The following is a 12128-nucleotide window of genomic DNA, read 5'->3' on the forward strand; positions in this document are numbered from 1 at the left end:
TTGAATGGGTTCATGTGCAGCTCCATCAGCAAAAGGGGATGATAAGTTTATCACCACCGACTATTTGCAACAGTGCCGTTCAGGATGATGTGCATAAATGATTCCTCAGAGATACTGCCGGACGTCCTGCCCGGCGAGAATGGTCAGCAGGCGTTGCCCGCTGATGATGCGCAGGCGCGGTGATGTCGTGCGAATGGCGCGGCTCATCTTCCCGGTACGGCCCGTGTGGACAAACAGACCGCGGCGGCCGGTCTGCAGGAGAAGCCGGTCAAAGTCCTCAACATGTGCGGGGGAAACAGCACGGCTGTACCGTTTGGCCTGAATCAGCCAGTATTCCCCGTCGATGATGACCTGGCCATCAAGGCCGCCGTCAGCGCTGTAGGAGGCATTACGCACCACGGTCAGCCCCTGACGTTCAAAGGCAGACAGCAACAGCTCTTCAAAGACATAGGGGCTGATTTTGCGCAGATAAGTCAGGCGCTGCCCGTCTCCCGGCAGGCTGTTAAGCTTATTCAGTACCCTCCCCGCCGTTGCCCGGTATCGCCGGTGACGGCGGGTGCTGGCTTTCTCCCGCCGGCGCAGGTTCAGAAAGACCATCACCACCAGGAACAGGACGACCAGTATGACCGCCCCGTAAGGGTGCGCCATCAGCAGACCATTGATATATGGCGCGCTCATTACGGCTTAACCTGCTGCGTCAGGCCGGTATCGGTGATAAGTACCGGATAATGCGCAATCTGCAGGCGACGGGCCAGCTCGCTGCCGGAAGCCGGGGCCAGACTGACACCGGGTGCCAGCTCGCGCAGCTCACGCACGGTAGCCATGTCCGTGACGTTGACTATCATCCCGGCCGCATGCTGTTCAGCCAGCTCACCGGCATTAGCCTTCAGCCATTCACGGGACAGAGCATCATCCCCGACCAGAAACAACGCCCCGATGCCGGGCAGCTGCAGCGGCCGGTCGGCAATGCTGCCCGGGCGCAACTCCGGCGTGAATACCGGCAGCATGGCGGCCTCGCCCTGCAGCACGGGTGACGGGGGTGAAGATGTGGTGTCGTTTCCCGTGCTCATACCGGGCTGTTTATTAACGGCCTCAAAATACGGCGCAGCATCTTCACCGCCCAGATCAGCAATCACGTTCAGTTCAGCATGGCCGGTCAGGGGAAGGAGGGTAAACAGCAGTAAGGACAGCGTTTTCATCAGGGTTATCTCCCGGGTTCAGTCCAGACGAAGCCTGGATCGGGGGTGAGCGCAGCAACCGAACGGGGCGCTTCAGCTGCCGGCGCAGAAATGCGGGGTGCAGGGCTGATTTTTGCCAGATGCCCTCTCACAATGGCGCGGTAACGTGCAGCAGGCTGACCACCTGCGGGATGGTGGTAGCAGCCGGCCGCATCCAGCCAGCTGCCGGGCTTACGCGCCCAGCACTCACGCAGAATGGTGGCGGCGGCGTTCAGGTTGGTGTAAGGGTCAAACGCATCCCACGTCGAGGCAAAATGATGACCGTTCCAGCCCAGATTGACCTGGGCAATACCGACATCGATGCGCTTAAGCGGGTGACGCTTCATAAAGACCTGCAGCGCCTGCCAGGCCTGCAGACGCGTCTCATAGCGATACCCTTTGCCTGCCACATTGATGGTCCAGGGCCATGGACGCACGCCGCGGGGAAGTTTGCGCGAAGACTCGCTCAGGGAGACCGAGTAAAGCGCTTCCGGGGGCACGCCGTGCGCCATGGCCACGCGGACGTAACCCTCCGGCACCGTCTGGTCAGCATGGCCGTCAGGGACGGCCGCCATCAGTAAGCCCAGCGCCAGCGCACCGGTCAGAATGCTGCGATTGCCCATTTACCGTCTCCCGCCTGCTGCAGTAAAACCGGCATCAGACCGTTACCAAAGCGCATCCACCGTCCGCCGTCGTGGTTAAGCGTGATCTGGCGCTTGCGGACCTTTTCAACGGGAATGTGATGGTCCCGCGCCCAGCTGCGAAGCGCATCATCACTGCCCTGGCTGTCGACCAGATAGATGTCCACCGGCCGGTTGTCAGCCAGCACGGCAGACAGTTTCGCGTCGCAGGTGGCGCAGTCTTTTGACCTGACGAACAGCGCCAGCCGGCCACCACTGTCGTGCGCCACGCCGGAGGCGTTCCCCATATTGACCGGCAGTGTGCCCGGATACAGGCGCTGCCAGGCCGCGTTCACCTCACGCTGGAAATCAAGCTCTTTCTGAGTGCGGGCAAACTCTTCCTTGACCCACTTCTCAGCAAACTTACGGCGCTCTGCCGGCGTCTGCGCCTCGATACCGAGGGTGGAAAGCGGATCGAGACCCGGCGACTGGATACCCCTGGGTCCCTTCATCAGTTGCTGATAACGCTGATAATCGTCGGCACTGAGTCCCCACTGACCGGCCTGCTGCTGCAGGTTTTGCTGTGCAGAGTCGGCCCGTTGTGTTGATGCCTGCTGACTGACATCGATCTGTCCTGATGTGGTCGCGGCCAAGGTCAGGGGACTCAGCAGCATGGCGGCTAAAAAGGTATGTTTCAGTTTCATTATTCGCTCCGTTATTCTGCTCTGAGCACGGTCAGGCGGCCGTTAACCCGAAACGTCGCCTCACCATAACCGGCACTGACCAGCGTCCAGCCGGCAACGGTTTCGCCCTCTCCGACCAGGGCCACCTGCGACAGGCTGCTGTAGCCCCGGGGCGCGATGGCAGCCCAGGACTCTGCCCCCCGCTTCTCCACACCCGTCAGCACAAAAGGCGCATTGCGGGCCAGGCGAAGGGACGGAGCAGCACGACGTGTGTCAGCGGGACGGGGCTTTTTTGCAGCAGGCGCGTTTTTTTTGACCGGTGCGGCGACAGGTGCGGCGGGTGCGGGTGCCGGCTGTGATTTCAGCGCTGTCAGCTGCTCAGTCAGCGCACTCAGGCGGGTTTCCAGCCCCTGCTGTGCCTCCTGAAGAGTTCGCAATGACTGACGCACGGCGTCGTCGCTGCCGGCCTGTTTCGCTGCTGCGCTCAGCTCCTGCTGCATCTCACCAAGTTTTTTCCGGGTGTCCTGCAGACCGGCTCTGAGCATGGTCACATCTGACTGCAGGGCCGCGACTGTCTCAACAGTGGCCGCTGTACTGCCCTGAGATTCAAGGCGTGTAAGGCGTTCATCAAGGTTCGATATGCCCAGACTGAAGGCGGTGTAGCCCAGCGCCAGAATGCCGGCCAGCGCCACACCGCCGGCAGCGCCCCAGATGAGGCGGCGGCGGGGACGCCAGCTGAATCTTTTACGGGCCGGCGCGGAGTCCGTATGGAATGGTTGCTGTTCGCTCATTTTCTCAGAAACCCTCCGCTGACAGATTTAACGGGGACGGACTGAGGGGCGCTGATGGCCGGTTGTGACACGGCTGACGGCGCAGGCGTGGACCAGCTGCTGACCGGCGGCGGAAGCTGGGAGACCGGCAGCTGGTAGCCGTCGCGCAGGCTGTGGCAGACCACCCGCTGTACATCGTCCACCTCAAGCTGCCAGGCCGGACCGGCCAGGACCTGCAGGGCAGTACGCAGGCGCATCGGGCCCAGCTGGTACTGGACTGCCGGCAATGCCTGGCGGTAAAGCACGCCGTTGGCGGAACCGGTCGCGCACAGGGAATAACCGGACTGGCGCAGGGCGTAACGCAGCGCATCCGCCACGGTAGGATGCAGGGATGACGGGATGCGAATATCAATAATCTGCGAGAGAGGGTCACGCTGGGCCGCCTGCGGATCGGTACTGACCAGCAGATAACGATCGTAGCGCACCACTTCCGGCGTCCGCGCATACTCGTCCGGAGAGACCGGCTGAACGTTGCGGGTGACGGTGGTGCCGGGTGCCGGGTCGGCAGGCGCGCGTTGCTGCAACTTTTGCGGCTGGGAAACACAGCCCGCAAGGAGCAGCAGGGGAAGAACAGTGGCAAGCCTGCCTGGTGAAAATATGTTGTGAGAGGTGTTACGTTTCATCCGGAATTTTCCTGTACAGTGATAAAACAGCCCTCACTGTGCGGAATCGTTCCGGTTTCACTCAATTAACAACTGATTTTCCGTTGATGAAAAAAAACGCCGGCAAAAGCCAGCGTTTTTCACTAATAGCGCGCTGTCAGGCTACTTTATGGGGACGATGGGTCACATCGCCGCGGCCTTCAAGCAAACCCGCAATAGAAATGTCTTCGTCCAGCGCGTCCCAGTGGATACCACGGGGACTCAGTTCATAGCTGTTAAGCTGTTCAGTTGAAGCATGCAACAGGCGTGGAAACCATGCCAGCGGCACACCGATGGTACGGGCGTCGTTGAGTTCAACCCACATCGTGGCCTCATCGAAGCTGACCCGTTTAGCTGAAATAGTCATTCCAGGCCTCCAGAAACAATGCTTGGTTATCTTCAACGATCCCCGTCAGTTCTTTTAATACCCGTGAATTAAACCCATCGTTACTGGCCAGTACCACTGATGGCGTTAACCAGAATTTGGCTTCACTACCTGCTTTCATTACGTGAATGTGTGCAGGTTCGAGCGGGTTACCTTCATTAGAATAAAAAAAGAACCGGAAACCGTTGATCCTCAGTATAACAGGCATGTCAGTTATCCTTAAATGCTGACCGGATTATGTGTAAGTTCAGAGCAACTACCATAAAGGCTGTTCAGAGTGCATGGATTGCCGATTTTGGTACTCCATACCCGAATCCAATGAACGGTATATCGTCATCGAAGTCCATCGGTGGCGCACCGGCACTGCTGCCGGTAGCCTGGCCACTGTGAGTCGGTCCGGAAGGTTGCTGAGGCTGGCCCCAGTCATTCCGGGAAGACGTATTCTGACCGCTGCCGGACTGCCGACCGCCAAGCATCTGCATGGTGCCACCAATATTGACCACCACCTCTGTGGTGTATTTATCCTGGCCGGCCTGATCGGTCCATTTGCGTGTGCGCAGCTGGCCCTCGATGTAAACCTGGGAGCCTTTACGCAGATATTCACCCGCAATTTCTGCCAGCTTGCCGAAAATAACCACCCGATGCCATTCGGTCACTTCTTTCTGTTCACCGGACTGCTTATCGCGCCAGCTCTCAGACGTGGCCAGCGAAAGGGTGGCAACTGCGCTGCCGTTAGGAATATAACGAACTTCAGGATCCTGGCCGAGGTTTCCGACAAGAATAACCTTGTTAACGCCGCGTGAGGACATAATCATTTCTCCTGTAAGGAATAAAGGAACACCCCGCGAACGGGGTGTGTCAGGTGCGCATCAGAATGAGTTTTCTGCGTAGTTTTGTTGTGCGGCAGAGCCATTCTGCGGCGGCACGGAGTCAGATTTTTCAGTCTTGTAAACCATTTCCTGGCCTATTTTGATCCAGTCCACCTTTATCAGGCGGGCTTTCAGACTGACGCGCTGTTCGCCGGCATGGTCGCCCTTGTTCAGCGTAAATATGTCCGTGGATGGGTTACTCAGGTTAAAGCCCAGCAGGACTTTCTTGTCTTCATCGACGGCTTTCTGGCAGCGGGCGATAAGGCTGGTTGCCTCTTTACCTGCGACAGAAATGTCAAAGCGGACGTAGGCCGGATTATCAGTCGGACCACTCAGTGCATTGATTACGCAGCTGAGGAACGAGCCATTCTGATGGTTAACCTGGCGAATGTTGCTGAGATACCCGATGCCTTTGATAGTCAGGTTGAAGTACTCAGATTTTGCAGATGCAGAAGTGTTGTTTGCAGACATGATGTTTTCTCCATGGAGGTAAAAATAGGTACGACGGAGAAACCATCTGCCCTGACGGGAGTGGTTTCCCGTCGGGGGTCAGGATCGGTTGAATCCTGAGAGTCTGGTATGTTGAAGGAACCTTCATCGCCGCGTCGTAATGCGCTTGTACAGGCGATATCTGCTTTCAAAGGTGCGCAGATGTACCAAAGTTTGCTCCCTTTCAGGTTACAGGAGCTTTCGCTGTAGCCACCCGAAGGCGATTCTCACAGGCTACTGAATCATTGGTGGTCGTATGAACGACGGTTTAGCACTTTTATAATTAAACCGTCCTCCCGGAATGTCAACGGTCAAAATGGAAAACGTGATCCGTAAAAATAAAAGGGCACCGTTTCCGGTGCCCTGGGGTCAGTGCCTTAACCTGCGGTCGTCTCATCTGTCTCCGGGGAATAATCCCGACGCGGTTTTCACGGAGTGCATGCGTCTTACAGGTCAGTTAGTGTGCAATAACTTCCTGCCAGGCCTGCTGCGGGTAAATCCCGTTAAAGTTTACCTTACAGCACCGTGGCCAGCGGGGCACCTATGCATCAAAGCCTGGCAACAATAGCAGAACCCGCCCCGGGGTTGTACAGTGAAATAGTTCAATACTGCGCGGATTATTCTGTTTTAGCCTTAACCGATGTTTTTTTACACTTCGCTGCTTTCTTCTTACCTGTACTGATAATTCCCTCACAGTCCGGATAGCGTATGCACCCCCAGAAATCACCATTTTTACCTTTACGTTTACGTGTGGGCCCTTTGCATAACGGGCAGGGAGGCGTGACGGGAGCGGTGATTTTCACACTGTCCTGGCGGCCTTTTTCGACAAGGTGACGGGTCCACTGCAGCTGCTTTTGCATAAAGACCGCAAGCGACATTTTCCCCTGCGAAATATCATCCAGTGCCTGCTCCCATAATGCGGTCATGCCCGGGCTCGTCAGCGTTTCCGGCAGGGCCGCAATCAGCTCCCGGGCCATCTGCGTTGAGTGGATGTGCTTCCCTTTTTTCTCCAGATAGTGTCGTTTGAAGAGGGTTTCGAGTACTGCCGCACGCGTCGCCTCTGTGCCCAGACCTGCGTTATCACGCAGCACTTTCTTCAGCTTCGGGTCACTGACGAAACTGGCCGCGTTCTTCATGGCAGCAATCAGCGTCCCCTCCGTGAACGGTTTGGGCGGACTGGTTTTCATATCCTTAACCTCAGCACCGGTGACAGCGCAATTATCCCCTTTAGCCAGCGCCGGCAGCGCCATACTGTCACCGTCGACGTCCTCTTCATCGTCATCTTTTTCAGCCTGGAACAATGACTTCCAGCCCGTCACCACACCGACTTTCCCGCGTGTACGGAACAGCTGGCCACCGATATTGAAAGACGCCTCAGTCACGTCAGATTCCTGCAGCGGAAGGAACTGGGCGAAATAATGCTGGCGAATCAGCTGGTAGACCTTCAGCTCATCGGCGCTGAGGCGCGACAAATCAAATGCCTGCCGGGTGGGAATGATGGCATGGTGCGCGGTGATTTTCTTGTCATTCCAGACGCGCGAGACAAACTGCCTGTCCAGCTGATTCAGTACCGGGGCCACGGCGGGATCGGATTTCGCCACTGCTGCCAGCACGTCGGGAATTTCCTGCTGCATGGAGGTTGGCAGAAAACCACAGTCTGTCCGGGGGTAGGTGGTCGCTTTGTGGGTTTCGTAAAGTGACTGAGCAATGGCGAGCACATCATTTGCGCCCATGCCGAATTTTCGGGAACAGACCTGCTGAAGGGTGCCCAGGTCAAAACAGAGGGGTGCCGCCGTTTTCTCCCGCTTCTGGGTCACCTCCAGTACCGTAGCCCTGCCCTGCTGCTGACAAAGCTGTCCCACCGCCCGGGCTGCCTGAGGATTGATGCAACGCTTTTCCTCGTCACAGTACTGCTCAACGGGCACCCAGCCAGCCCGGAACCGGACGCCCTCTTTTTCAATAAGCGCATGTACCTGCCACCAGGGCTTTGGCACGAAGGACGTGATTTCATTATCCCGGTTAACCACCATGGCAAGCGTCGGCGTCTGTACCCGCCCGACGGACAGCACTTCTGACACACCTGAGTCACGGGCTTTGAGGGTATAAAGGCGAGTCAGGTTCATACCGATGAGCCAGTCAGCCTGGCTCCGGCCCTTGCCGGCATCATACAGCAGGGCTGTTTTTTCCCCGGGAAGGATATTGCCCAGTGCTTCCTTCACACTGGCCTCATCCAGGGCTGACAACCAGAGCCGGCGTACCGCGCCACTGTAGCGGCAGTATTCCAGCAGCTCACGCGCGATAACTTCTCCCTCGCGGTCGGCATCGGTGGCGATGACCACCTCAGACGCCTTTTTGAGCAGCTTACTGATAACGGTGAACTGCGATTTTGTCTGCTCTTTGACGACCATTTTCCAGGCCTCAGGCAGCACAGGCAGAACATCGGCACGCCATGGCCTGCCATACTGCTCGCCATAGGCTTCAGGGCTGGCAGTTTCGAGTAAATGGCCGACCGCCCAGGTCACAACGATGTTACCGCCGCTGATAAATCCCTGCTCACGCTTGCTGATACCCAGTACGCGGGCAATATCCTTTGCCTGGGAGGGTTTTTCACACAGAAAGAGTTGCATGTGTTGCCTCCCGCATCAGCGTTTTTCACCCGCCGCAACAGCGCGGACATCATTCATCAGCTTCGTGACGCCGGACCCGGCCAGACGCTGTGCTGATGATGAGCGATAGACAACATAGAGCCTGCTGCCGGACCCGTTTTTCTCGATTTCGATATCCAGGTGATCACGTCCGTTCCAGTCGGAGCCCATTTTGTAGTAGCTGCCCGGCATGGCATCCCAGACGGGATGCGCATCATCTTCAGCCGCCGCTTTCCAGTCCCCGTCATTTGCGGCCTGCCGCAGTGCCTCAAGCTCCTGCGTGGAGATAAATTTGTAATGGCGCTTCAGGCGGGCCGCCGCGGTATCCACATCGACCGGCACGGAGAACGTTTTATCGACGGACTGCAGGGCCTGTTGCCCCGCCGGGCTCATCAGCGGCATCCCGCCACTTTCTCCGCTGCTGTTGCCGCCCAACGTTTTTGTCAGGTTTGCGGCTGTGTCACTGACCTGTTTATTAATCGCAGCCCAGTCCGTTGTTGCGCATCCGCTCAGTAAAAAGAAGGAGGTGAGGAGGAACACAGGGCGAATCATATCATTCCTCCTCTGCTATGGTGTTTTTAAGCGGAGGTGAGAACGAAGAACGTTTTTTACCGCTTAACACATCCGGATCAGGTTCGCCATTTCGCTCAATGGCAACAAGCCCTTGCGTGGTTTTTTCTGCAATATCACGGCGAGTCACTGCAAGTGTTCGGTAAGGCTGAATCACGCCATAGACCTGACGAACAGCATGGCCACCATTGTCCAGGATAGCGTCACGTTGCGAACGCGAAATCAGTCCGTAATGAAAAGCCTGGAAAGCTTTCATTGCTAACTGATCATATCCAACCAGAAGCCATACGCACCGGTATCCTAACGGTGAACGGCTGAAAACGCTGACATTTAACGGATCGGCTGATTCAACTTCCGAGAGCGTTACCCCTTTGGGTACGGCTGACAATATGGCATCCAGTGAACTGACGTTTGCATTAATTTTAAGTGTTGCTCGTTGCAGGGCTTCTTCGAGCCGTACCAGAGCCATATCGGCATAGGGATTATCTGCCGCTGAGTCTCGGGAAGCATTACCAGCTCGCGCAATGGCTTGCGGCATGCTGATTATTTCAGGCCTCTTTTTTTTCACCCCTGTCTCGTCCGGAGCATCACGTTTCCTGCCCTCCCAAAGCCGGATTGCATAATGTGTATGGAGCAGGATATTAACAGAGGACTGTAGGGCCCCCGCTCGTGAAGCGGTTGTTCCGCCCTTTGTTTTACCATCAGACATGTCTAACGCCTCTCTTTAGTGGGTAATGAGTTTTGACACGCTTGAGATAGTCCGGGCGAGAGGGGTATATGAACAACTTAAAACCAGATCGTCACCGTTACAAATTTGCAGAACCTTCATCTCTTTTATGGCGAAGAAGTATTGCCTGGCTTTCAACCAGTGTTGCCACTGGCAACAGTGCTCGCTTTTTAGCCAGTGTTGCCACTGGCAACAGTGCTTGCTTTTTAGCCAGCATTTTGCTGGCAAAAGTGCAAGACTTCATGCTCCGCTGCCTGTAAAAATCTGCAATTTCATGAATTTATGATTTTTTCCCGAATTTTCTTCACCAGATCCCTGATATTTTCCTCCGATACCGGGCGGGCAGAGGCGCGTGGTTCGGGTTTCCATTGTTGCTGTTCGGGACGCTGAACTGTTTTTTGCCCGACACTGTCAGATATATCGCCACCCTGACGGGGCGCGTATAACCTGCCCTCACGCGCCTTCTTCATCACGGCCAGCAACCAGCCAACCGGGTTGCTGAGCTGCTGGCGTGCCATCACCTTTTGCAGGCTGAGCAGCACAAGTTGTGCCTGTTCTTCAGGCAGCGCCTGCAGCTGGGCGGTCAGCATGGCAATATCTTCAGCCGGCACAAGTTCATGCAGACTGTCGGGAAGCACAGGTTTACCCGGTACGTACGTATTTTTATTCACACTGTGTGTGATACTACGTACGTAATGGTTCGGTTTCCGAACCCGGTCATAACTGCCTGTTTTTACTGGCAGTACGGATTCCGAACTCAGTGAATTGTTGTATCTTTCTGGGCTGAGTTCGGTATCCGAACCCTGTTTTTTAGCGACGATTCCTGGCCGTTTATGACTGAGTTCGGTTTCCGAACCCGGTGCGGGACAGTGTATTCGGTGATGATGTTTCGCCATCTGGCTGGGCGTCTGTGGGCGGTCCAGACGCGATTCGATCAGCGCAAGATGGCTGCGATAATGGCGCATGGTGGGGTCGTTTTTTATATCGTCGAGCACTTCGCGGGCGGTCTGGCTGATAGTCCGGTTTTTACTCAGGCAGGCATCCGCCACCGTATCAAGGAAGCGGGGGTCGAGCATTTCCGCATCGCTGAATGTCAGGGGCTCATCGTGCTGAGCATAGATATTCCCCCGCACCCGCCCTTTATCATCCCGCACGCGTTTACAGAGGCTGAGCCAGCCGGTTATTCGCAGCATCAGCAGGACGCGGCTTACCGTTTCCCTTGAGGCTTTCCCCTTTCCGGGTGAGGCAAGCTGCAGCTGCAGTTCGTCATAGCTGGGGAAAACCGCCCCCTCATTATTTTGTGCATACAGCCGGATCATCATCCAGCCCATCTTGTCCAGTGGTGACAACCGCGTGTCGAGCAACAGCCGGCGGGGAATGGAATCATGCACATTTCCGGTAAACAGCAGGCCGTTACGTATCCTGCCATCATCCCGCCGGGGACTGGCCGCAAGGCGGGCATTCATTTTATCCAGCGTATAAGCAATCAGGCTTTCTGCAGGCAGACTCATTATTTTTCCTTTTCGGCCGCCATCACGGCCGTTCTGAACTGTCAGTATGCTTAGTACTGCACCCGCGTACGGGTGCAGGGTAAACAGGCTGTCATGCTGCTATTTCCGTATGGCGCTGTTATAGCGTTCGTGGCTGAGAAGAAGCCATGTCCGGCCTTCGTTGCGACTCAGCAGACGCCAGAACGGGCCGAGATCGATTTTGTAGTAACCGCAGCCTTTCTCATCGAGCCGGGTGTAATTACGCGCCCCCTGCCGGAAACGGCGAACCTGACGTAACGCCTTTTGACAGCATTGCGGCGGCGTACCATGGGGAGCCCGCAGGCCCGGCGCAACCATTCTGTATTTCATGCCGTCTTCCTTACCGGCGTTCGGGCCGGAGAAGGCTGCCGGGTCTTGTGCCAGCCGCGGACGGCATGCCAGACCGACGTCAGCGAGACGTTCATCTGTTCTGCAGCCAGCATCATCACGTCCAGCCCGTCAGCACTTTCCGCGTCTTCAACGCCGGACTTTTGCCACTGACGCCACAGGGCGGCGTTTTCCTCATCACCCAGTGCGTTACCGCGCCCCGGCCGGACATCGATACCGGCAATGCGACGGCGGGCCGCCACGTCCGTACTGGAGAGCCCGAAGTAATTGGCCATCAGTTCAATGGAGCCGCCCAGCGCCAGCGCCCGATCGATACGCTGGAGTCGTTTCTGTTCCGTCCGGGCCTGCTGTAGCATGCGCACCAGATTGCCGTGATTGATGCCCACACTGATGATCGACACCTCACTGCCGGAAAGGTAGTGAAGCTCTTCGAGCGAGAGTCCCTGCAGCATCTGCATTTCCTCGCGGTTCAGTCCCAGCGATTCGCAGCGGCGGAGATAGCCACTTCTGAGATCCATAACCAGCTGCATCAATAATCCGTTTGCAGCCTGAGATAAACTGTTCATCATTCCCCC

At 56.7% G+C, this 12128-nt stretch carries 17 protein-coding genes; 1 reads left to right on the plus strand and 16 read right to left on the minus strand.

Annotation, left to right across the window (positions count from 1 at the left end):
* Positions 1-105 precede the first annotated feature (105 nt).
* The 13 genes from NA389_RS15510 to NA389_RS15570 all read right to left on the minus strand — a co-directional run bounded on the left by NA389_RS15510 (position 106) and on the right by NA389_RS15570 (position 9658).
* The gene (locus NA389_RS15510) at positions 106-678 is read right to left on the minus strand and encodes a restriction endonuclease (RefSeq protein WP_004115546.1); all 573 of its coding nucleotides are present in this window, start codon (positions 676-678) and stop codon (positions 106-108) included.
* Positions 678-1199 carry an integrating conjugative element protein gene (locus NA389_RS15515; protein ID WP_004115548.1) on the minus strand — a complete coding sequence of 174 codons (522 nt, stop codon included), beginning with the start codon at positions 1197-1199 and terminating at the stop codon, positions 678-680. Before NA389_RS15515 ends, NA389_RS15510 begins: the two co-directional genes overlap by 1 nt.
* 5 nt (positions 1200-1204) lie before the next feature.
* Positions 1205-1840 carry a transglycosylase SLT domain-containing protein gene (locus tag NA389_RS15520; protein WP_031624646.1) on the minus strand — a complete coding sequence of 212 codons (636 nt, stop codon included), beginning with the start codon at positions 1838-1840 and terminating at the stop codon, positions 1205-1207.
* Positions 1819-2541 (minus strand): TIGR03759 family integrating conjugative element protein, encoded by a 723-nt coding sequence (locus NA389_RS15525; protein ID WP_088244032.1) that lies wholly within the window; start codon positions 2539-2541, stop codon positions 1819-1821. Before NA389_RS15525 ends, NA389_RS15520 begins: the two co-directional genes overlap by 22 nt.
* Before the next feature lie 11 nt (positions 2542-2552).
* Complete coding sequence (locus tag NA389_RS15530; RefSeq protein WP_088244031.1) at positions 2553-3311, minus strand: hypothetical protein; 759 nt, start codon at positions 3309-3311, stop codon at positions 2553-2555.
* Positions 3308-3973 carry a PilL N-terminal domain-containing protein gene (locus NA389_RS15535; protein ID WP_055386978.1) on the minus strand — a complete coding sequence of 222 codons (666 nt, stop codon included), beginning with the start codon at positions 3971-3973 and terminating at the stop codon, positions 3308-3310. The genes NA389_RS15530 and NA389_RS15535 overlap by 4 nt, the downstream gene beginning before the upstream one ends.
* Positions 3974-4109: 136 nt before the next feature.
* A complete protein-coding gene (locus NA389_RS15540) occupies positions 4110-4358 on the minus strand; it encodes a DUF2442 domain-containing protein (RefSeq protein ID WP_004115558.1) in 249 nt (82 codons plus the stop codon).
* A complete protein-coding gene (locus NA389_RS15545) occupies positions 4342-4584 on the minus strand; it encodes a DUF4160 domain-containing protein (RefSeq protein ID WP_004115560.1) in 243 nt (80 codons plus the stop codon). Before NA389_RS15545 ends, NA389_RS15540 begins: the two co-directional genes overlap by 17 nt.
* A gap of 64 nt (positions 4585-4648) precedes the next feature.
* Complete coding sequence (locus NA389_RS15550; RefSeq protein WP_055386979.1) at positions 4649-5185, minus strand: single-stranded DNA-binding protein; 537 nt, start codon at positions 5183-5185, stop codon at positions 4649-4651.
* Positions 5186-5245: 60 nt separating this feature from the next.
* Entirely contained in the window at positions 5246-5716 is a 471-nt protein-coding gene (locus NA389_RS15555) for an STY4534 family ICE replication protein (protein ID WP_006785950.1), read from the minus strand.
* A gap of 635 nt (positions 5717-6351) precedes the next feature.
* Positions 6352-8361, minus strand: coding sequence for a DNA topoisomerase III (locus NA389_RS15560; protein ID WP_088244030.1), 2010 nt, complete (start codon positions 8359-8361; stop codon positions 6352-6354).
* Between the two features lie 15 nt (positions 8362-8376).
* Positions 8377-8931: a hypothetical protein gene (locus NA389_RS15565; RefSeq protein ID WP_029593104.1), complete on the minus strand. Its 555-nt coding sequence runs from the start codon at positions 8929-8931 to the stop codon at positions 8377-8379.
* A gap of 1 nt (position 8932) precedes the next feature.
* On the minus strand, positions 8933-9658 hold the full coding sequence (locus tag NA389_RS15570; RefSeq protein WP_055386981.1) for a PFL_4669 family integrating conjugative element protein: 726 nt from the start codon (positions 9656-9658) through the stop codon (positions 8933-8935).
* Between the two features lie 68 nt (positions 9659-9726).
* Here NA389_RS15570 and NA389_RS15575 point away from each other — a divergent pair, with 68 nt between their 5' ends.
* A complete protein-coding gene (locus NA389_RS15575) occupies positions 9727-9936 on the plus strand; it encodes a hypothetical protein (protein ID WP_128299311.1) in 210 nt (69 codons plus the stop codon).
* A gap of 12 nt (positions 9937-9948) precedes the next feature.
* Here NA389_RS15575 and NA389_RS15580 read toward each other — a convergent pair whose 3' ends face one another.
* The 3 genes from NA389_RS15580 to NA389_RS15590 form a co-directional block, all read right to left on the minus strand.
* Complete coding sequence (locus tag NA389_RS15580; RefSeq protein WP_088244029.1) at positions 9949-11187, minus strand: STY4528 family pathogenicity island replication protein; 1239 nt, start codon at positions 11185-11187, stop codon at positions 9949-9951.
* Between the two features lie 99 nt (positions 11188-11286).
* Positions 11287-11535 (minus strand): ParE family toxin-like protein, encoded by a 249-nt coding sequence (locus tag NA389_RS15585; RefSeq protein WP_004115572.1) that lies wholly within the window; start codon positions 11533-11535, stop codon positions 11287-11289.
* Positions 11532-12122 (minus strand): DUF2857 domain-containing protein, encoded by a 591-nt coding sequence (locus tag NA389_RS15590; protein WP_006777722.1) that lies wholly within the window; start codon positions 12120-12122, stop codon positions 11532-11534. The genes NA389_RS15585 and NA389_RS15590 overlap by 4 nt, the downstream gene beginning before the upstream one ends.
* Positions 12123-12128 lie beyond the last annotated feature (6 nt).

The sequence above is a fragment of the Salmonella sp. NW645 genome, assembly GCF_051703725.1.
In the GTDB taxonomy this organism is placed as follows: domain Bacteria; phylum Pseudomonadota; class Gammaproteobacteria; order Enterobacterales; family Enterobacteriaceae; genus Salmonella; species Salmonella enterica.